This is a genomic window from Vibrio clamense, assembly GCF_050337905.1.
In the GTDB taxonomy this organism is placed as follows: Bacteria; Pseudomonadota; Gammaproteobacteria; order Enterobacterales; family Vibrionaceae; genus Vibrio; species Vibrio cortegadensis.
Genome location: NZ_JAKJTJ010000019.1, coordinates 244943 through 266436, shown reverse-complemented (window position 1 = coordinate 266436; position 21494 = coordinate 244943). Strand labels below are relative to the sequence as shown.

The window sequence follows — 21494 nt, the reverse complement described above, 5'->3', positions numbered from 1 at the left end:
TCCCTTTTTTTATCTTTTTGTTGCTGACATATCGGTTGGTATTGTTAATACATCAGCATTTAATTTGGTTGATTTGCTATTTATTCGTTCTTTAGCACTCGTTTTTATTGCTCAGTGTTGCTACGGATTCAGCTGTGGTTAATACGCTCGAACTTCAGCAAACGCATGTTGTAGCTTTTGACTGTCTTTTGTTCCCGGCTGTGATTCCACGCCAGAGTTGAAATCCAAACCTAAACAGCCCAATGCTGCTGCTTGTCTTGCGTTTTGTGGCGATAATCCGCCCGCCAACATAATGTTGTTTGTGTCATCGATGAGTTCCCAATCGAAACTCACTCCTGTTCCACCAGATTGATTGCCGACTTTGGCATCCAATAAATGACGGTCAATGTGAGAGGCGAGTAAGCTAGGCATCGTTTCAGCAACGCCATAGGCTTTCCAAATCTCAGTTGAGGACGGTAGTAAGGCTTTCAATGCGTCGACATAGTGTTGATCTTCCTCACCATGCAGTTGCACCGCGCTTAACCCAAGCTCAATGGCATAAGATGAGACTTGCTCAATAGATTGGTTTTGGAAAACACCCACATATTTAATTGGTGCACCGCTCATTACGATTCGGGCTGATTCCGGATTCACAAAGCGTTTGGATGCCTCGACAAAAATAAGACCACCAAAGACGGAACCTGCTTGATAAGCTTTGGCTGCGTCGTCGGGATGAGTTAATCCACACACTTTATTTTCGCCTAGAGTGACACTTCTGACGGCTAATTCAATGTCATCTTCAGCCATAATAGAGCTGCCGATAAGGAAGCCAGACGCAAACTCGGAGAGTTCTCGAACTTGCTGGTGGGTATAAATACCCGATTCCGAAATGATGGTGGTGCCTTTAGGAAGTAATGGCGCTAACTCTTTGGTGCGATTCAAGTCTGTTGATAGGTCGCGTAAGTTACGGTTGTTAATTCCAATCACTTTCGCTTTCAGTGCAACCGCGCGTTCAAGTTCTTCTTCATTGCTGACTTCTGTTAAAATGCCTAGCCCTAGTGAATGAGCCACTTCTGCAAGTTCACGGTATTGCTGATCATTAAGTACGGACAGCATCAGTAAAATGGCATCGGCACTATAATGGCGAGCTAGATAGACTTGGTAGATATCAACCATGAAGTCTTTACACAAAATAGGCTGTGTGACCTGATTACGAACTTGGGGTAAAAAATCGAAATTACCTTGGAAGTATTTCTCATCGGTCAAAATTGATATTGCACTGGCGTGGTTGTTATAAACTGAGGCAATGTAATCAAGGTCAAAGTTATCGCGAATTAACCCTTTAGAAGGCGATGCTTTTTTACATTCCAGTATAAAGGCCGCTTTATCACCAGAGAGCGCCGCGTAGAAATCTCGGTCGGATGGAACCAACGATGCTTTAAAGCTTTCTAGAGGTTGAGACTGTTTTCTCGCCTCAATCCATTTGTGTTTGTCGTTGACAATTTTTACCAGCACTTCAGCCATCTCGGTATTTTCAATAGAGATGTGCTCTGAAAGTTGTTCTGCTTTGGCTTCTGATCTCGATGTCATCTATTTATCCTCGTTGCGCGAGTTGTTGTACTAGCTCAAAGGCTTTGCCTGAATTCATTACCTCAATCGCATGTTGGGTATTTGCTTTGAGATCTTCTCGTCCAAATAGGCGCAGTAATAGAGCGACATTGGCAGCAACGGCACCTAATTGAGCATCGGTTCCTTTGCCTGTCAGCATGTCGGTAATGATTGCGCGATTCTCTTCTGGCTCTCCACCTTTAATGGCGTCAAGCGGGTAAGTTTCTAATCCAAAGTCTTCAGGCTGAAGTGTGTACTCTGTGATTTTTCCATCCTTAATTTCAGCCACTAAGGTTTCGCCGTGAATTGCGACTTCATCTAGGCCACTACCATGTACTACTGCCGCTCGTTTCATTCCCATTTGTAGCATGGTTTCCGCGATAGGACGAACCAGTGACGCATCATAGACGCCCATTAACTCGATGTTAGGACGAGCAGGGTTGATCAATGGCCCTAAAATATTAAAGAGAGTGCGCGTTTTCATGGTTTGACGAACAGGCATCGCGTGACGGATGCCACCGTGGTATTGCGGTGCGAACAAGAAAGCGACACCAAGATCATCGACGGCTTTACGAGTATCTTCTGCGCTCATCGCAAGGTTAATGCCGAAGGAATCAAGTAGATCCGATGATCCAGATTTACTTGATACGCCACGGTTGCCGTGTTTTGCGATTTTTACGCCACATGCCGCCGCGACAAACGCTGCGGTGGTTGAAATATTAATGGTGTTTGAACCGTCGCCACCTGTGCCAACGATGTCGGCGAAGTCATAATCAGGGCGAGGGAAAGGACTCGCATTGGCAAGTAGCGCTTTTGCGGCGCCTGCGATTTCATCTGGTGTCTCGCCTTTTATTTTTAGAGCCGTAAGGGCTGCCGCCATCAGAATTGGGTCCAATTCACCTTGAATAATGACATCAAAAAGCTGGTGGCTCTCTTGCTGAGTCAACGATTGTTGGTCGTACAATTTGTTGATGATGCTTTCCATTGTTGATTCCATAATTTTTTCCTCTAAATCCGTTTAGGCGTGTGCTTCGTCTAAAGCCCATTCAATTGCGTTGGAAAGCAGTGTTGCTCCGTAAGTCGTCATAATTGATTCTGGGTGAAACTGAAAGCCGCAAATTTTGTCTTGTTCATGAACCACTGACATTACTAAACCATCCACTTCGGCGGTAATGGTTAATGTTGGTGGCACATGAGTTGCCACGAGTGAGTGATAACGCGCAATCGCAAGTGGAGAGGGTAAACCTTGATAGGTCGAGTGATTGCTGTGTTCCATCATCGAAACCTTACCATGAATGATTTCACCTGCGCCCGCAACTGTGCCGCCATAAGCTTCAACAATGGCTTGGTGTCCAAGGCAGATACCAATCATCGGTACTTTGCCTTTTAGTGCTGTGATCAGTTCAGGCATACAACCCGCTTCTGATGGTGCGCCAGGGCCCGGTGACAATAAAACCAGTGGGTTATCGAGTTGATTGATGGCTTCTGCTATCACTGTAGCGGCAATGTTGTTTCGATAAATAGTCACTTGATGACCCAGTGAGCGGAATTGATCAACTAGGTTATAAGTAAAGGAGTCGAAGTTATCGACAAAGACGATATTAGCCATGCTTATGACTCCTGCTGTTGGGGGTTTTTAGATGCGGCTTCTGGTTTGCGGTGTGCATCTTGAATGGCAGAAATGACAGCTTGAGCTTTGCCGCGTGTTTCGTCTGCTTCTGCTTGTGGGTCGGAATCAAACACCACGCCAGCTCCCGCTTGAACTTGTGCCATTCCGTTTTCAACATAAGCCGAACGAATCACAATGCAGGTATCTAAATCGCCTTCACCGGTTAAGTAGCCTACAGCACCACCGTAACTGCCTCGACGAGCTTGTTCGACGTCACGAATCAATTGCATTGCTCTGATCTTAGGTGCGCCAGTCAGGGTTCCCATGTTCATGCACGCTTGATACGCATGAAGAGCGTCAAGATCTTCTCTTAGTTGCCCAACCACGCGAGAAACGAGATGCATGACGTGGCTATAGCGGTCTACTTTGAGTAAGTCAGCAACATGACGAGTGCCTGCGGCGCTGATTCTCGCCACATCGTTACGAGCTAAATCGACCAACATCATGTGTTCAGCGTTCTCTTTTTTGTCTGTGCGAAGTTCAAGTTCAATTCGGCTGTCTAAGTCAAAATTGATACTGCCGTTTGCATGTTTTCCGCGTCGACGAGTTCCGGCTATTGGGTAGATCTCAACTTGGTTTGTGTCTGTTTCGTATTTCAATGCGCTTTCTGGTGATGCCCCGAAAAGGGTAAATAGCTCATCTTGCATATAGAACATGTAAGGGCTTGGATTACTCTCTTTTAATGCTTTGTATGCGGCAAGGGGAGAAGGGCAAGGGAGAGTAAAACGGCGTGAAGGCACAACTTGGAACACATCACCTTTCACGACAAACTGTTTTAAATCACGAACGGTTTGACAGAAATCTTCATCACTGACACTTGGAACTGCATCGTTGCACTCAACGGTTTGAGCAGCAGGTAGATTTGCCAGAGACTGGCATTGGTGATTAATCTGTTCTAGGCGTTGTTCGAGTTGACATTTTTCTATCTGAGTGGATTCAAATAGACTAGCTTGAAGTGAGCAGGACTCCGTTTGATGATCGACGATCATCAAGGTTTCAGCTACATAGAATACATAGTCTGGACACTGGTTCGTTGCTTTCGCATCGCCAAGAGGTTCAAAGCTTGCGACTAAATCATAAGCGAATAGACCACCAATGAAGATCGCATGTTTGTCTTGGTTCTCTAAATTGAAACTGTGTTGTACTAAACGTAGAGCATCAAATGAAGACGCCTCTCTTAGGCGACTGTCCTCATCTAGGCAGAGGTTATTCGTTGAATCATCAGAAGCGTTATCATCTTGGTAGATAATAGTAAGCGTATTCTCTTCAAGTTGGGATGAGATGTGTTGATGGATGTTACCCGCTAAGTGTTTAATTAGGTTACGCCCATTGTCTGTTAGGGCATTAAATACAACCTTGTGCCCATGACAGACAATTCGAACCGCTGCGTCAATCAGTAATAGGCTTTTAAGATTCTGTTTTGAATCAATCTCAGCAGACTCAAGTAAAAGACTGTCGGTTTTGTTTTCACATAATGTATGGAATAGACGAGTTGGATCTTGAGCATACGGAATAGAGGTATGCAAGACGTCGATTTTTCCTAGCTTCTTAATTTCAATGGCCTTGTTCACAAGACCTCCTTGAGTAATATTTATTAATTCTTCCTGCCTACATAGTCGCATAAAGCGAGAACGCACCCAATCTGCAATCTTCCGATATCGATGTTTTATTGTTCAGTTGAGTGTGAGATGTACAGCAAAATAAAAAGCCCGCTCATTGAGCGGGCTAAATGTATAGATTTTATTAATTAAAAGTATACGTTAGCCCACCAAGAACTTGTCCAAGTGCGCCACCAACTAAGATCAGTTGCATTAACTGAAAGTTTGTCTTTATGGTTTTGGTTAAATTCTTGTAACATAGTGAACCCAAAAAATGATTTAGTGTATTTGCGTACTAGTTAACTAGTGCGAAGGTAAAAAGTCAAGCCGAAAAGTAATGAATAATGAGAATAGATCTACACAGTCACACAACCGCTTCTGATGGTCGGTTTTCACCTAGCGAATTAATCGATCGCGCTTTGGGCTTTAATATCGAAGTGTTGGCGATCACAGATCACGATACTTTGGATGGTTTGCCGGTTGCGCATCGTTACATCGAAGACAACCAACTACCGATTCAATTGATTAATGGCATTGAAATTTCGACGGTTTGGCAAAATAAAGATATTCATATTGTTGGATTGAATGTTGACCCTAATTCCGCGGAACTTGCGGCGCTTATTGAGCGCCAAAAAGCGCATCGAGTTTCACGTGCTGCGTTAATTGCAGAGCGATTGAGTAAGGCAACACGTGAAGGTGTGCTTGAAGAGGTGCAAGCTATTGCGGGAGACGCTCCTGTTACGCGTGCTCATTTTGCTAAATGGTTAGTCGATAACGGCTACGCCAAAACAATGCAGCAAGTGTTCAAGAAATTTTTAACGCGGAATAATCCAGGTTATGTGCCACCGACATGGTGTTCAATGACGGATGCGGTAGAAGCGATTCATGCTGCTGGTGGGCAAGCTGTATTGGCTCACCCTGGGCGATATGGGTTGACTGCTAAGTGGGTTAAGCGTTTACTAAGCGCCTATGTTGAAGCGGGTGGGGATGCAATGGAAGTTGCTCAACCACAACAAGCTCAGCAAGAAAGGCGCAACTTGGCGGATTATGCTATACAATACAAACTATTAGCTTCCCAAGGCAGCGACTTTCACTATCCATCACCTTGGATGGAGTTAGGAAGAAACCTCTGGCTCCCTTCTGGGGTTGAGCCAGTATGGCAAGATTGGGCTCTTATTGAGAAAGAAAAACCTTTAGAACAATAAGTACGCCACACAGATAGAGTCGAGAGACTCGATAATGAGGAATTACAATGAGCCAGTTTTTTTACGTACACCCTGAAAACCCTCAGGCTCGCTTGATCAGTCAAGCCGTAGCAATCATTCGTAATGGCGGGATTGTGGTTTATCCAACCGATTCCGGTTACGCATTGGGTTGTCAGTTAGAAAACAAGCAAGCGTTAGAGCGTATTTGCCAAATTCGTCGTTTAGATAGCAAGCATAACTTCACGCTGTTATGTCGTGATCTTTCTGAAATTTCACTGTATGCACGAGTCGATAATACTGCATTCCGCTTATTGAAAAGCAATACCCCGGGGCCATACACCTTTATTTTTAAAGGGACTAAAGAAGTGCCGCGTCGTTTGATGAATGCAAAAAGAAAGACGATCGGTATTCGTATCCCTGATAATCAAATTGCCTTAGATCTTCTTGAAGCTCTTGGTGAACCTTTGATGTCTACGTCATTGATTCTTCCTGGTAATAGCCATACTGAATCCGATCCAGAAGAGATTCGTGACAGTCTGGAGCATGCCGTTGATGTGATCTTAAATGGTGGCTATTTAGGTGAGCAACCAACTACGGTTGTTGATTTTAGTGAAGACGATGTCACGATTTCACGTATTGGTGCTGGTGATACGGTACCGTTTGAATAAAACTGATTTGATAACGAGCATCTGCATTTGTCGAAATAACAGATGCTTTTTTTCATTGAATTTGCGATAATACGCGACCGCGATTCGATCGCAAAAATATTCATTCGACGTCTGTGAAGACGACAATTAGGTAGATAGTAGATAAATGAGCGAAAAAATACAGAAGGTTCTAGCACGCGCAGGTCACGGTTCTCGTCGTGAACTTGAAGCTTTGATTAAAGCGGGTCGTGTTAGTATTAATGGTCAAGTTGCTAAACTAGGTGAGCGCCTAGAAGACGAAAGTGCGGTTATCCGTATTGATGGTCATACTGTTTCTGGTAAAGCTTCGGAAGAAGTTGTATGTCGTGTACTTGCGTATTACAAACCGGAAGGGGAGTTGTGTACACGTAACGATCCTGAAGGTCGTCGTACCGTATTTGATCGCTTGCCAAAAATCCGTGGTTCTCGTTGGATTTCAGTGGGTCGTCTTGATGCGAACACTTCTGGTTTACTACTTTTTACAACGGATGGTGAACTTGCTAACCGTTTGATGCACCCTAGCCGTCAAGTTGAGCGTGAATACTTGGTTCGTGTTTTTGGTGAAATCAACGAAGACAAAGTTAAGAATGTAGTTCGCGGCGTTAAGCTTGAAGATGGTATGGCTCGTTTCGAAGATGTTGTTTATGCTGGCGGTGAAGGTATGAACCACACTTTCTATGTAGCAATCAACGAAGGTCGTAACCGTGAAGTTCGTCGTTTGTGGGAATCGCAAGATACCACGGTAAGCCGTCTTAAGCGTGTTCGTTATGGTGATATCTACTTAGATAAGAAATTACCTCGTGGCGGTTGGAAAGAGCTTGATCTAACAGAAGTTAACTACTTAAGAACATTAGTAGAACTTCCTGCTGAGAAAGAGACAATGCTTGATCTTGATGCGAACAATACTTCGCGTCAGCGTGAGCGTTCTCGTAGCCAAAAAATTCGTCGCGCAGTTAAGCGTCACGAAGAGCGTGCAAATGCACCGAAAGGCCGCAGTAATCAGCAGAAACGTCAAAAACCGAATACTCGTGGTACGACAACAAATGAAGCTGGAGCACCGCCGAAAGGTTCTGCAAACAAGGCGAAGCCGAAACCGGGTTCAAGAAAACCGAATAACGGCCGTCCAAGTAAGCCGAGTAAGCCAAGAACTCGTATCTAGAGTTTCATGAGTTAAATAAAAAAACCTGCTTAATATGGCAGGTTTTTTTGTACCTCAATAATGAGATTGATGCCCTTCAATTCATCGCTAACTTAGATCACTTATGGTTTGAAAAGTTATCGCCTTTCGCCATTCGATCGTAGAGGATTACGTTTACCGCAGCCGCAAGGTTCATGCAACCATTGGTCGGTACGTAGATCGTTTCGCGACAAAAATCAGTGATCTCTTTTTTCAGTGTTCCATCTTCAGGGCCAAAAATATAAAAGGCACGAGGTGGATGCTTGTAGTCAGGAAGAGGTTTCGCCCCTTCGATTAAATCGACCGCAACAGGAACACAGCCCAAAGGAATAATATCTTTTAAGCTTTCAACTCCGATAAGAGGAATATCTAAATGCTGTTCTTTTGTATCAGTACAAAATTGTCTCGCGAGATCGTAACGTGTTCCCGTGTAGAATACTGAATTTACGTCATAACAGCCTGCAGCGCGCATGACTGAACCGACGTTTTCCGGTGTTTTAGGATTAAACAGGCCAATGCAAGAGTAGCCTTTAGCTAAGGTGCCATTTGTTGCTTTTGTCATAATTGAAATCGAATGCTAAAGATAAGTAAAAGAGAATAAAAAAGCCTGAGTGCCGTAGTTAAAAGTAGGCTCAGGCTTAATCTTTACGCTAATGAAAACGAAGCTAAAATGGTAAGAACTAGTCGCGTTTCCATAGGGCGTGGCAAGAACGGTTGTCTGGGTCTCGGCTGATAAGTAAACGAGCAAACACATCGTCTAGGACATCGTCAGCTTCATTGACTAGGCCAATTCTAATTTCAGCGTAAACTTCTTTATCAACTTCAAATCCAACTTCTTGTACCCAGTCGTCTCCAGTCTCTACCAGTTCAGCGGCGCCTCGGTCTTCAAATTGTGCAGTGAATAGAATGACATCCGCAGGTTCTAGGTTGTCTGGTGCCATTTCTAGGAAGATGTCGTATGCCACATCGATAGCGTCATCATAAGAAATTAGTTCTGTCATTGTGTAACCTTCATTGGGTAGGCTTAAAGTGCTTGGGACATAGTATATCAAGCCACGCACTATAAAAGGAATAACTTGATCGATTGATTCAGCTAGTAGATCATAACCTTGTGTATTCTTTTTCATTTTTAAAGACAAATAATCAAGATGGTATTACCTGTTATCAATCCAAGCTCGCCGTTTCAGGCCGAATTCCAACCGGCAATCACTGATCTTTTGAAATTCCTCAAGGGTGGGCTTGGAACCAACCTACACAGTGTTTATCTCTACGGTAGTGTTGCAAGAAAGTCGGCAAAGGTTGGTCGCTCCAACTTGGATGTCGTTGTGATCACTCATCGCGAATTTAACGATAACCGAACGACACTACTTAATACTATTAAATGGCGTTTTCAGAAAAGCTTTCCGCAACTTACTGAGGTTTCCATTAAGACAGCGTTGGTGAGTGATATTGTCGATCTAGATAATATTTTTACTTGGGGTTTTATGCTTAAGCACTGCTGCGTATGCATCTATGGAGAAGATCTGTCAGATTGTTATGGTGAATTCGAACCTAGCTGGGAAATTGCAAAACACTGGAATATGGATGTAGATGATTGGTTGGAGATCTATCGCCATAGGATCGCAAAAGCGGCAACGGCACACGAGCAGATACACGCGCAAGTTACGATTGCTAAGAAGTTGCTGAGGGCAAGTTACTCGCTGATCATGTATCGCGATAAACGCTGGTTTGATGACCCAACGGAATGTGGGAAAGAGTTCTTACGTTACCATCCAGATAAAGAAGTCGAAATTCAACGATTGAATATACTGCTCACTGGAAAGTTGATTCCGAAACGCTCCGTGATTGGGATCTTAGATGGGTTTGGTGCTTGGCTGACAAAACAGTATAAAAAAACAGAGTTTAGAATAGGGTAGTGCTTCTTTATTAAAATAGTCCCAGCTGAGCGGCATTGAGTCGCTCAAAGTCGATATCAATAAATGGAAGAATAGCTTCGGCAACGGGTTTAATCTGCTTGTCTACATAGTGTTGATAATCGATTAAGCTCTGCTGGTACTCTTTTGGTTCAGGGCCGTTGATGGTGATGACATACTCGATTCGTCCCTTATTTTGATATTGAAGAGGACGACCGCGCTTCGCATTTATCTCATCTGCCATACGCGCTGCTCTGACTTGAGGTGGCACGTTTTTCTGATATTCGTGCAGTTTTCTGCGTAATCGTTTTTGATAGCTTAGCTCATCATCGAATTGACCTGCCTTGGTCTGTTCAACAAATTGACGGACATATTCACTTGGATCTTCACCATGAAAAACCATTTGGTAGAGTTGCTGTTGAAATCTTTGTGCAAGCGGTGTCCAATCCGTTCTGGCACTTTCTAATCCTTTAAAAATGATTTTCTCATTGTCACCTTCTCCAATCAGCCCTGCATAACGTTTCTTTGATCCCGTCTCTGAACCCCGAATGGTGGGCATGAGGAACTTACGGTAATGGGTTTCGTATTCAATCTCTAAAATCGACGTGAGGTTGTACTCCTCCCTTAGATGAGCAGTCCACCACTCGTTAATTTCTTCAACTAATTGATGACCAATCTTGTCAGCTTCTTTCTGTGATAATTGACCGTTTAGCGAGACAAAGGTGGAGTCGGTATCACCATAGATCACTTGATAACCCCGTTGCTCAATCAGCACTTTGGTCTGTTTCATTATTTCATGACCGCGCATCGTGATTGAAGAGGCGAGTCGAGTATCAAAAAAGCGACAACCAGAAGATCCTAAAACGCCATAGAAAGAGTTCATGATGATTTTTATCGCTTGTGAAAATGCTTTTTCATTATTCTTCTTTGCGATGTCGCGAGCAGCCCATAGATCTTCGATCATCTTAGGTAAGAAATGTTGTTTCCGATGAAATTGACCACCTCTAAAGCCAGGTACCGATCCCTTTTCGTCATTCCCAATCTCTTGTTTCAGCCCTTCAATTAAACCGATAGGGTCAATCAGAAATGAACGAATAATTGAGGGATAAAGACTTTTGAAATCGAGTACCAGAACAGAGTCGTAGAGCTGAGGAATCGAGTCCATAACATAGCCGCCAGGGCTAGCAATCCAGTTTTCAGGCGCTAAATTGGGGGCGACATAACCTGAGCGATGGATCTGTGGGAGATACAAATTGGTGAAAGCCGCGACAGAACCGCCAATCCGGTCAAGTTCTACGCCAGTCAATCGTGTTCTTTCTATAGCAAAATCGAGCAAATGCGTATATTGAAATATTCGATTTACGAGTACGCAATCTTGCAAGTTATAACGAGCGAGTGAAGGTTTATCTTCACGGAACATTCGATTGATTTCATCCATTCTGTCATGAACATTATGGATGTCTTTGCCTTCACCAAGTAATTCTCTTGAGACAGATTCTAACGACCAGGAGCGAAAATGGTAAGTCGCGGTTTTTAAGGTATCAATGCCATCAAGAACGACTCGACCTGGAATGGTGATAAAACCTTGTTGACTTTGGTTAGAGGTTCGAAAGAAACTGGATTGCTTTGCTCGACCAATTTTTAAAGCTAAGTGATGCCATTCAGCGCGCTTATGCAAAAGCCGGAAATCAAAATCAATAACATTCCACCCAATAATAATGTCGGGATCAAATTGTTGAAACCAATCAACCATTGCGATTAGCAGGGATCTCTCATCGGAGACCCATTGGATCTGTGTCTCACTGGGTTGCGAAGGCCCGATCATAATGACTCGGCTGTCCATCGGGCTATCTAACCCTATAGAGTAAAGAATCCCTTTTTCGGAACATTCGATATCAATTGATACGACAGAAAGTGACGGTATGTAATCGGTCGCTCTGCATTTTGCTTGTTCGATATGTCGATACGATTGCTTCTGTTTTTGTCGCCCTGTGAATTCAACACCGCCTTTAATGAATCGCTCCATTAAATACCTGTCGGCGAGTTTAATATCGGCCTCATATGTGGTGATGTCATTTAATGCCAACGTCGCTGAAAATTTATTGGCGTCTTTACTCGTATTGAAATAACAGCCAGTAAGTGAATGCTGCTTAAAAGAAGTTAAAGGTAAAGGTTTAAACTGGACATTAACCGACTCTTGCTGCGCGATGGTTTGACACTGAGAAAGAGTGGATTGTGGAATAAAGAAAATGGGTTTTTCTTGAGGTATCGTTAATAGCGTAGGCCCGTTAGGCGTGCTGAGCCATAAGTCAATTTGAGTTGCACCAGATGTATCTCTGGCTTGGCGGGTAAGAATAAACCCCTGTTCAGTATTCAAAATAGACACTCAAAAAAAAAGTGATGAGATAATAACAAACCTCAGTAAGAATAAAAGAAGATTGGGAGTTGTAATGAGAGTATTAAATAAATGCGGTGGATAAATATACACAAAAGTTAATATTCAGCAGAGTGATTTAAGTTGTTAGTTGCACATGTAACAAGTTGATTACAATCGTTTTGGTTGCTTAGGTAATACTTTAACTTAGTGATCTATAAGAACTTTAATGATGATTTATTGCTCTTATAAAATAAGTTCTTGCTAAAGTTTGAGTTTGGGCACATATTCTTGATAAGCATTTTTATACGAAATGCGTTACTATAAGCAACCATGCTGCTTCCCATATTTTGGGGATGCAGAACCAATAGACAAGTGTGGAGATACAAGTTTGATAAATGTTTTCCTTGTAGATGATCACGAGCTGGTTCGCACAGGGATACGACGTATTATAGAAGACGTCCGTGGAATGAACGTAGCAGGGGAAGCTGAAAGCGGTGAAGATGCAGTAAAATGGTGTCGGAGTAATAATACCGACGTTATTTTGATGGATATGAATATGCCGGGTATTGGTGGGCTTGAAGCGACCAAAAAAATCTTGCGATACAATCCAGATGTTAGAATCATTGTTTTGACGGTTCATACGGAGAATCCGTTTCCAACTAAAGTGATGCAAGCAGGAGCTGCCGGTTATCTAACCAAAGGTGCAGGTCCTGACGAAATGGTGAATGCTATTCGTGTAGTCCATACTGGACAGCGATATATTTCCCCAGAAATTGCGCAGCAAATGGCATTAAGTCAATTTTCGCCTGCGTCTGAGAATCCATTTAAAGATCTTTCTGAACGTGAACTTCAAATCATGATGATGATCACCAAAGGACAGAAAGTCACGGATATTTCAGAACAATTAAATTTAAGTCCAAAAACAGTCAATAGCTACCGTTACCGCTTGTTTAGCAAGTTAGATATAGGTGGTGATGTCGAGTTGACGCATTTGGCTATTCGACATGGAATTTTAGACACCGAGACCTTGTAGTGACATCATCGTTTGACTCGGTAGCTTTTCTAAAAACAGTCACACATCAGCCCGGCGTTTATCGTATGTATAACGCCGATGCTGTTGTGATATATGTTGGAAAAGCCAAAGACCTCCAAAAACGCCTTTCTAGTTATTTCCGCAAAAGAGTAGATAGTGAAAAAACGCGCGCTCTTGTAAGTAATATCGATAAAATTGATGTCACAGTGACACATACTGAGACAGAAGCTCTGATCTTAGAACATAACTACATTAAGCAGTATTTGCCTAAGTACAATGTTTTATTGAGAGATGATAAGTCTTACCCATACATCTTTATCAGCGGACATAAACATCCTCGGTTATCAATGCACCGAGGAACGAAAAAGCGCAAAGGCGAATATTTTGGTCCTTATCCTGACTCTGGTGCGGTTCGAGAAACACTTCATTTAATTCAAAAAATATTCCCAGTTAGACAATGTGAAGATACGGTTTATGGTAATCGTACTCGTCCGTGCTTGATGTACCAAATTGGACGTTGTGCCGCACCATGTGTGAAAAGCATCATATCCGATGAAGATTATGCCGAGCTGGTGGGGTATGTTCGTCTGTTCTTGAAAGGCAAAGATAAGCAAGTACTTGAAACCTTGATCGACAAGATGGATAAGGCGAGCCAGCAACTCAAATTCGAAGAGGCCGCAGGGTTCAGAGATCAGATTCAGGCAATTCGACGAGTTCAAGAGCAGCAATTTGTCTCTGAGGACAGTATGGATGACATGGATGTACTCGGTTTTGCTCAAGAGAATGGCATTGCATGCATCCATATTTTGATGATCCGACAGGGTAAGATCCTGGGTAGTCGTAGCCATTTTCCAAAAATACCCAGCAAAACAACCTCGGAAGAGGTCTTTTATAGTTTCCTCAGTCAATATTATTTGGCACATAACGAATCGCGAACTATACCGACCCGAATAATATTAAGTGCGGGCTTAGTTGAAGAGACGAACGCTCTCCAAGATGCCTTAAGCGATGTTGCTGGGCGGAAAATTACTTTTCAGACGAACCCAACGAAAAGCCGAAGTCAGTACCTTAAACTTGCTAACACCAATGCATTAACCGCGATCACGACCAAAATAAATCATAAGATGACGGTCAACCAGCGCTTCAAAGAGCTTCAAGATGTGTTGGCGGTTGAATCAATTCGCAGAATGGAATGTTTCGACATTAGTCATACTATGGGTGAAAGTACGATTGCGTCATGTGTTGTCTTCAATCATGAAGGCCCCGTGAAGCAGGAGTATCGCCGCTATAATATTACCGGAATTACAGGTGGTGATGATTACGCGGCAATGGGTCAAGTTCTAGAGCGCCGTTACTCCAAACAACTGGATGTAGATAAAATACCTGATGTGATTTTCATCGATGGTGGCAAAGGGCAACTGAATCGGTCACTAGAGATAATTTCCAAACATTGGGAAGATTGGCCAAAACGCCCAATCATGATTGGTATTGCTAAAGGCGTTACTCGTAAACCCGGGCTTGAAACCTTGATTACTACCGATGGTGAAGAGTTTAATTTACCAAGTGATGCGCCTGCACTTCACCTCATCCAGCATATTCGAGATGAAAGCCATAATCATGCGATTGCTGGGCATAGAGCTAAACGTGGCAAAACGCGTCGCACGAGCCCTTTAGAGGGGATCGAAGGTGTCGGTCCGAAACGCAGACAAGCCTTACTAAAGAACATGGGCGGATTGCAAGAATTAAAACGTGCTACTGTTGAAGAAATAGCCAAAGTGCCCGGTATTAGTATTTCTTTGGCAGAAATTATTTATCAAGCATTGAAACAATAGCAAAAATCCCGCAACATGAAGGCGCAATTGATAAGAGCCTAATAATATGCGTTTTAATATACCTAACATTTTGTCGTTATTGAGATTATTTCTCATCCCTGTCTTTGTCGTAGTTTTCTATCTACCGTATTCATGGGCTCCATTTGCTGCGGCAATGGTGTTTTGGGTTGCGGGTTTTACCGATTGGTTAGATGGTATGCTAGCGCGAAAATTAGGCCAAACTTCTCGTTTCGGGGCATTCATTGACCCTGTGGCAGATAAGGTCTTAGTCGCAACGGCATTGATATTAGTGACTGAGCACTACCATTCAATATGGGTGACAATTCCAGCGGTAACTATGATTGGCCGTGAAATTATCATCTCTGCTTTAAGAGAATGGATGGCGGAAATCGGTAAACGAGCAAGTGTTGCCGTTTCGTGGGTAGGTAAAGTTAAAACCGTTTCTCAAATGTTTGCGCTTTGGGTGCTTATCTGGCGCTATGATGATTGGATGATTTGGGTAGGATATGGTGCACTTTACATTGCGACCATCTTAACCTACTGGTCAATGGTTCAATATTTGGCCGCTGCAAAAGATGATTTGCTTGATGAGCAGCATCATTAAGAATTAAAACAAAAAAAGCGAACCAATGGGGTTCGCTTTTTTTGTTTTAGTCTATTGGTTTTAAGGTGATGACTTCTGTGATTGAGTAGGAGAATGCACTTTCTTACTCTCATTCTCTAAGTTGCTAGCAGTTATCTTCTCCAATATGGAGGTTTAATTGCTACTAAACTGACCAATTTGGCACGTTTTGAATGTTTAGTAGCCAAACAGTCTGAAAATAGAAAAAATAGTGTTGACTCAACTGCTCTAATCCGTAAAATGCATCCCGTACCCAAGAGGAGCTCAACGAAATAAGTGAGCAACTTAACGGTGATAAAGGCGCCTTGGCAGAGTGGCTATGCAGCGGATTGCAAATCCGTGGACCTCGGTTCGACTCCGGGAGGCGCCTCCATTCTCTCTTTTAAAGAAGAATGAAATGCGATACTAGCTCAGTTGGTAGAGCGCAACCTTGCCAAGGTTGAGGTCATCGGTTCGAACCCGATGTATCGCTCCAAATTTGAATGTAGCGTTATGGCGACGATACATAAGATGGTGTCTAACCACTCTTCATTGAGTTACTGGTTAGGAGCATCGCAATAAAGAATTGCGTGCCCTGGTGGTGGAATTGGTAGACACAAGGGATTTAAAATCCCTCGGCGTTCGCGCTGTGCCGGTTCAAGTCCGGCCCGGGGCACCATCTATAAAAGTCTGTATTCTATGAATGCAGCGATGCGATACTAGCTCAGTTGGTAGAGCGCAACCTTGCCAAGGTTGAGGTCATCGGTTCGAACCCGATGTATCGCTCCAAATTGAAGAAGCCCGATCAGAAATGATTGGGCTTTTTTTCGTCTGAAATAAATAGATTGGGTGCGCAACCTTACCCAGGGTGAGGTTGCGCCTAATGTTTTGAAGAGAGGGGTCTTGTGTGTCGCTCTCATTAATACCAATCGTAGTAAATAACTGGTCATCCTAGCTTGTTAAAATACTCGATAACGGCGTTAGAAATTTTGATTGTAGAATAACTACTTATCGAAAATTTCTGCCTTGTTCTCAAGCATTTTTCCTACGCTTTTTATGACCATCTACTTACTGTGATTGGTATAATTAGACAGAAAGTAAATTGCCCTGATAGAAATCCCCGTTTTTTTTCCGCTGTCGTTAACAGGTTAAGAATTTATTCTAAAGATGATCTGCTCTTTATTTGTCCAAAGAATGTTGGTTTTAACAACCTTGTCATTAAAAAATTGCAATCGCATTATTGTTTATGTTACTTTTCCGCCCAATCTCGGAATGAATCTGGGGGAGACGCGTAGTGAGCATTCTGCTGATTGTGAAACTGCGTAGGGTAGGTATTAGTTAAGCCTTTTAACTAATAGACGGGATACTAATGGTGCGATGCATCATGTTAATGGGAAACCCAACATTGAACTCAATTAAACTGCTTTTAAAAATCAGCTTTATACTTCCAACCAGTAGCATCATTACAGAACCTTGATCGCCTGAAGTTTAAATTCGTCATCGTTGAATGACCGTTTTCCCGAATCCGCAATATGCAGATCCGGCGCTTTAGCTACCCTAAAATTATTATTACACACTAATATAAACGTAATTTAGGGCTTATATATTTAGGTATTTGTATGAGTACAGTTTTTGATATCAACGCATCGAGTGTTGATGCCTTAGTTTCTATTCAAGTCCCGGTGACTGACGGACTATATGATCTTACGCTTGACCAAGCGTTGCTGGACCAGGCTGAGCATGAATCAGAAGTCCGTTCTTATCCTCGTCGTCTGCCTATTGCAATCAAGCGTGCATTTGGTGCATTGGTTGAAGATACGCGCGGTCAAATTTATTTAGATTGTCTTGCCGGAGCTGGAACCTTGGCTCTTGGTTATAATCACCCGGAGATCAATCAAGCACTGAAATCTCAGCTTGATTCCGGATTACCGTATCAAACTTTAGATATTACTACTGAGGTTAAAAATCATTTCATCAAACAGGTGAAAGCATTTCTACCTCAAGATTTTTCACATAATTCATCGATTCAATTTTGTGGTCCCTCAGGGGCCGATGCTGTGGAAGCTGCCATCAAACTTGCTAAGCAAACAACAGGTCGTAATACCATGTTTGCATTCCGTGGTGCTTATCATGGGATGACTAACGGAACCATGGGACTGATGGGGAACTTAGGCACCAAAGCGCGTAGAACGGGTTTAATGTCTGACGTTCACTTTATGCCATTCCCATATAATTTGCGCTGTCCTTTTGGTATTGGCGGCGATGAAGGTGCCAAGCAGAGCATTCGATACATTGAACGATTATTGAATGATGATGAAGCGGGTATCATGAAACCGGCAGCGATCATTGTTGAGCCAGTTCAAGGTGAAGGCGGTGTTATTCCTGCCCCTGCATTCTGGCTTAAAGAGTTACGTCGAATTACTCTTGAGCATGGAATTTTACTTATCTTAGATGAGATCCAATGTGGTGTAGGTAAAACTGGTCATCGCTTTGCATTTGAAGAGGCGGGAATTACGCCAGATATACTCTGCTTATCGAAAGCCATTGGTGGCGGTTTACCAATGTCTCTCTTAGTGTTTAGCAAAGAGATCGACACCTGGAAAGCGGGTGAACATACTGGAACATTCAGAGGCAACCAGTTAGCCATGGTGTCTGGTGCCAAAGCTCTGGAGATCATCGAGCGAGATAACCTTGTCGAACACGCTAACATTGCAGGGCAGTACTTACGCTCAGGGCTTGAAAAAATTCAGAGCAAGGTTAATTGCATCGGTGAAGTTCGCGGCAAAGGTTTAATGCTCGGGCTCGAAATTGTTCAGCCATCAGGCGAGCGTAATAAATTTGGTGAGCCTGCTTCAGATGGCGACTTAACGCTTGCGATTCAACGTGCGGCATTAGAGCGTGGGTTGATGATCGAAAAAGGCGGACGTGATGGATCGGTAATTCGTTTCTTGCCGCCGTTGATTATTTCGTTTGAGCAGATCGACTTTGCATTAAAAGTAATAGAAGAGGCGATCATTGCATCAGGCGGTGGGGTGACAAATACGCCTGAAAACCTAGCATGGAAAAAGCACTTCATTCACACCGGTGAATTTGGTAGCCAAGAATTTGCAACGGTAATGAATCATACCACTCAAGCGATGAAATCCTTGTTTGAGCAAGTAGAAACACCCTATTCGGCAATGGACCCTCTTGCTCTTGAAACTGCAATCAATAACGTCAATTTGGACAGCAAGAATGCAGTACTCGCAGACGTGATTGATGACACAGCCGAGCTTGTGGCAAAAAACTCAATATTCGTTCAGCACCCAGATTGCATCGCTCATCTACATACGCCGCCTTTACTTTCATCTGTTGCCGCTGAGTCGATCATCGCCGCATTGAATCAATCAATGGACTCTTGGGATCAAGCTTCTTCAGCAACATATGTTGAGCAACGCGTTGTAGATTGGATGTGTGATAAATTCGATTTAGGTGAGAAAGCCGATGGGGTCTTCACCAGTGGTGGCACTCAGAGCAACCTTATGGGGCTTCTATTAGCCCGAGATTGGATTGCCGACAAGTTCGATCAGCACTCGATTCAAAAGTTGGGACTACCTGAATATGCGTCTAAGTTACGTATTTTGAGTTCCAACAAGTCGCATTTTACTGTTCAGAAATCCGCATCGTTATTAGGTCTCGGAGAAAAGTCAGTGGCGTGTGTGGATACGCATCCTAACGGCACGATTAAAACAGATGCACTCATCGACACGATAGAACAGCTTAAATCTGAAGGGCTGATCCCGTTTGCTTTAGTGGGAACAGCGGGAACCACCGATCACGGTGCGATTGATGATCTCAGCACTCTTGCAGATATCGCGCAGCAGCACTCAATTTGGTTTCATGTTGATAGTGCTTATGGCGGCGCGTTGATCCTTAGCGGTTCAAAAGCTCGTTTATCTGGCATTGAACGTGCTGATTCAGTCAGTGTTGATTTCCATAAACTGTTCTTCCAAACCATCAGTTGTGGAGCAGTGTTAATTAAAGATAAAGCGAATTTTAAATATCTGCTTCATCACGCTGATTACCTAAATCGTGAGCATGATGAATTACCTAATTTAGTCGATAAATCCATTGCGACAACGAAAAGATTCGATGCGCTAAAAGTCTTCATGACGATGCAAAACGTTGGGCCACAAGTTTTAGGTCAAATGTACGATCATCTATTAGCGCAAACGCTAGACGTTGCAGATTTAGTGCGAGGCAGCAGTGATTTTGAATTGCTCGCGGAGCCTTCACTCTCCACGGTACTTTTCCGTAGTACACCGAAGAACTGCATAGATCTGAATCAGCTAAATAAAAATCTAAGACTTGAGGCTCTAACTAAAGGGGTTGCAGTGTTGGGCGAAACGGTGGTTGATGGGCATTCAGCGCTCAAATTTACCATTTTGAATCCGTGCCTTGCGCTATCAGATTTTGATTCACTTCTTACAAAAATTAAAACACTAGCCATTGAGTTAGTAGAAAAAGGAAATAAATAATGTCTATTTTACAAATTGGCGCAGGTGGCGTTGGTTGGGTTGTTGCACACAAAGCGGCACAAAATAATGAAGTACTTGGTGATATCACGATTGCATCACGCACCATTTCGAAGTGTGAGAAAATCATTGAATCAATCAAAGGTAAAAACAATCTTAAAGATCCATCGAAAAAATTAGAAGCTCGAGCAGTCGATGCGGATGATGTTGAAGCGTTAGTGGCATTAATTAAAGAAGTACAACCAGATTTGGTTATCAACGCGGGTCCTCCGTGGGTCAATATCACCATTATGGAAGCGTGCTTGCAGGCTAAGGTGTCATATTTAGATACTTCAGTGGCGGTGGATCTTTGTTCTGAAGGGCAACAAGTTCCTCAAGCTTATGATTGGCAGTGGGGCTTCCGTGAGAAGTTCGAAAAAGCGGGTATTACTGGCATTTTAGGTGCAGGCTTTGATCCTGGTGTTGTGAGTGTTTTTGCTGCTTATGCGGTTAAGCATTTGTTCGATGAAATTGACACCATCGATGTCATGGATGTTAACAATGGCGATCACGGCAAGAAGTTTGCGACAAACTTTGATCCTGAAACCAACATGTTAGAGATCCAGGGCGACTCTTTCTACTGGGAAAACGAAGAGTGGAAACAAGTCCCTTGCCACACTCGTATGTTGGAATTTGATTTCCCTAATTGTGGTAGTCATAAAGTGTACTCAATGGCACATGATGAAGTCCGCTCGATGCAAGAGTTTATCCCAGCTAAACGTATTGAGTTTTGGATGGGATTCGGCGACAAATACCTGAACTACTTCAATTGCATGCGTGACATTGGCTTATTGAGCCCAGATCCACTGACTTTGCATGATGGTACGGTTGTTCAACCTCTGCATGTACTTAAAGCGCTACTGCCAGACCCAACCTCACTTGCTCCGGGATACACTGGCTTAACGTGTATCGGTACGTGGGTTCAAGGTAAGAAAGATGGCAAAGAGCGTAGTGTGTTCATCTACAATAATGCAGACCACGAAGTGGCTTATGAAGATGTAGAGCACCAAGCGATTTCATACACGACTGGTGTACCAGCGATCACGGCAGCACTGCAATTCTTCCGTGGCGAATGGGCTGACAAAGGCGTGTTCAACATGGAACAGCTAAACCCAGACCCGTTCCTAGCAACAATGCCTGAAATCGGTCTAGATTGGCATGTTCAAGAGCTAGAGCCCGGTCAGCCGCATATCAATATTATTAAATAATCACTGAGAGATTATTTGCTTCCAAGCCGATGTTGAACATCGGCTTTGTTCGATT

17 protein-coding genes, 4 tRNA genes and 1 other annotated feature are annotated in these 21494 nt (G+C 43.2%); of the genes, 13 read left to right on the top strand and 8 right to left on the bottom strand.

Annotated elements, in window-relative coordinates; translation table 11 throughout:
- Positions 1-138: 138 nt before the first annotated feature.
- The 5 genes from trpCF to trpL2 all read right to left on the bottom strand — a co-directional run bounded on the left by trpCF (position 139) and on the right by trpL2 (position 5114).
- On the bottom strand, positions 139-1569 hold the full coding sequence (gene trpCF / locus L4C39_RS04085) for a bifunctional indole-3-glycerol-phosphate synthase TrpC/phosphoribosylanthranilate isomerase TrpF (RefSeq protein ID WP_429744589.1): 1431 nt from the start codon (positions 1567-1569) through the stop codon (positions 139-141).
- Positions 1570-1573: 4 nt separating this feature from the next.
- The gene (trpD, locus tag L4C39_RS04080; protein WP_017052012.1) at positions 1574-2572 is read right to left on the bottom strand and encodes an anthranilate phosphoribosyltransferase; all 999 of its coding nucleotides are present in this window, start codon (positions 2570-2572) and stop codon (positions 1574-1576) included.
- A 33-nt stretch (positions 2573-2605) separates the two neighbouring features.
- Entirely contained in the window at positions 2606-3196 is a 591-nt protein-coding gene (locus L4C39_RS04075; RefSeq protein WP_429744587.1) for an aminodeoxychorismate/anthranilate synthase component II, read from the bottom strand.
- Positions 3197-3198: 2 nt separating this feature from the next.
- The gene (locus tag L4C39_RS04070; RefSeq protein ID WP_429744585.1) at positions 3199-4878 is read right to left on the bottom strand and encodes an anthranilate synthase component 1; all 1680 of its coding nucleotides are present in this window, start codon (positions 4876-4878) and stop codon (positions 3199-3201) included.
- A 77-nt stretch (positions 4879-4955) separates the two neighbouring features.
- Positions 4956-5057: a sequence feature (Trp leader region), on the bottom strand.
- Entirely contained in the window at positions 5004-5114 is a 111-nt protein-coding gene (gene trpL2 / locus L4C39_RS04065) for a tryptophan operon leader peptide (protein ID WP_084654809.1), read from the bottom strand. It overlaps the preceding feature by 54 nt.
- 84 nt (positions 5115-5198) lie before the next feature.
- Here trpL2 and rnm point away from each other — a divergent pair, with 84 nt between their 5' ends.
- The 3 genes from rnm (at position 5199) to rluB (ending at position 7904) form a co-directional block, all read left to right on the top strand.
- The gene (gene rnm / locus L4C39_RS04060; RefSeq protein WP_113797377.1) at positions 5199-6059 is read left to right on the top strand and encodes an RNase RNM; all 861 of its coding nucleotides are present in this window, start codon (positions 5199-5201) and stop codon (positions 6057-6059) included.
- 47 nt (positions 6060-6106) lie between these two features.
- A complete protein-coding gene (locus L4C39_RS04055) occupies positions 6107-6727 on the top strand; it encodes an L-threonylcarbamoyladenylate synthase (RefSeq protein WP_017052016.1) in 621 nt (206 codons plus the stop codon).
- Between the two features lie 145 nt (positions 6728-6872).
- A complete protein-coding gene (rluB, locus tag L4C39_RS04050) occupies positions 6873-7904 on the top strand; it encodes a 23S rRNA pseudouridine(2605) synthase RluB (protein WP_136993781.1) in 1032 nt (343 codons plus the stop codon).
- A gap of 97 nt (positions 7905-8001) precedes the next feature.
- Here the strand turns inward: rluB and L4C39_RS04045 are convergent, their stop codons facing one another.
- Both L4C39_RS04045 and L4C39_RS04040 read right to left on the bottom strand, forming a co-directional pair.
- The gene (locus tag L4C39_RS04045; protein WP_017052018.1) at positions 8002-8484 is read right to left on the bottom strand and encodes an RNA methyltransferase; all 483 of its coding nucleotides are present in this window, start codon (positions 8482-8484) and stop codon (positions 8002-8004) included.
- A gap of 118 nt (positions 8485-8602) precedes the next feature.
- The gene (locus tag L4C39_RS04040; protein WP_029203296.1) at positions 8603-8923 is read right to left on the bottom strand and encodes an HI1450 family dsDNA-mimic protein; all 321 of its coding nucleotides are present in this window, start codon (positions 8921-8923) and stop codon (positions 8603-8605) included.
- 147 nt (positions 8924-9070) lie between these two features.
- Here L4C39_RS04040 and L4C39_RS04035 point away from each other — a divergent pair, with 147 nt between their 5' ends.
- Entirely contained in the window at positions 9071-9838 is a 768-nt protein-coding gene (locus L4C39_RS04035; RefSeq protein WP_113797373.1) for a nucleotidyltransferase domain-containing protein, read from the top strand.
- A gap of 10 nt (positions 9839-9848) precedes the next feature.
- On the opposite strand, the gene L4C39_RS04030 is transcribed toward L4C39_RS04035, so the two are convergent.
- Positions 9849-12212, bottom strand: coding sequence for a DNA polymerase II (locus L4C39_RS04030; protein ID WP_429744581.1), 2364 nt, complete (start codon positions 12210-12212; stop codon positions 9849-9851).
- A gap of 388 nt (positions 12213-12600) precedes the next feature.
- Between L4C39_RS04030 and uvrY the strand changes: the two genes are divergently transcribed.
- The 9 genes from uvrY (at position 12601) to L4C39_RS03985 (ending at position 21439) form a co-directional block, all read left to right on the top strand.
- A complete protein-coding gene (gene uvrY / locus L4C39_RS04025; RefSeq protein WP_029203297.1) occupies positions 12601-13245 on the top strand; it encodes a UvrY/SirA/GacA family response regulator transcription factor in 645 nt (214 codons plus the stop codon).
- Positions 13245-15077, top strand: coding sequence for an excinuclease ABC subunit UvrC (uvrC, locus tag L4C39_RS04020; protein ID WP_113797369.1), 1833 nt, complete (start codon positions 13245-13247; stop codon positions 15075-15077). The genes uvrY and uvrC overlap by 1 nt, the downstream gene beginning before the upstream one ends.
- A 46-nt stretch (positions 15078-15123) precedes the next feature.
- Positions 15124-15681: a CDP-diacylglycerol--glycerol-3-phosphate 3-phosphatidyltransferase gene (gene pgsA, locus L4C39_RS04015; protein ID WP_017052024.1), complete on the top strand. Its 558-nt coding sequence runs from the start codon at positions 15124-15126 to the stop codon at positions 15679-15681.
- Positions 15682-15998: 317 nt separating this feature from the next.
- Positions 15999-16072 (top strand) — tRNA-Cys (locus L4C39_RS04010).
- Positions 16073-16098: 26 nt separating this feature from the next.
- A tRNA-Gly gene (locus L4C39_RS04005) sits at positions 16099-16174 on the top strand.
- Between the two features lie 96 nt (positions 16175-16270).
- Positions 16271-16357 (top strand) — tRNA-Leu (locus L4C39_RS04000).
- 34 nt (positions 16358-16391) lie between these two features.
- Positions 16392-16467, top strand: a tRNA-Gly gene (locus tag L4C39_RS03995).
- 830 nt (positions 16468-17297) lie between these two features.
- A complete protein-coding gene (locus tag L4C39_RS03990) occupies positions 17298-20195 on the top strand; it encodes a pyridoxal phosphate-dependent class III aminotransferase (RefSeq protein WP_429744579.1) in 2898 nt (965 codons plus the stop codon).
- Complete coding sequence (locus tag L4C39_RS03985) at positions 20195-21439, top strand: carboxynorspermidine synthase (protein WP_429744577.1); 1245 nt, start codon at positions 20195-20197, stop codon at positions 21437-21439. Before L4C39_RS03990 ends, L4C39_RS03985 begins: the two co-directional genes overlap by 1 nt.
- Positions 21440-21494 lie beyond the last annotated feature (55 nt).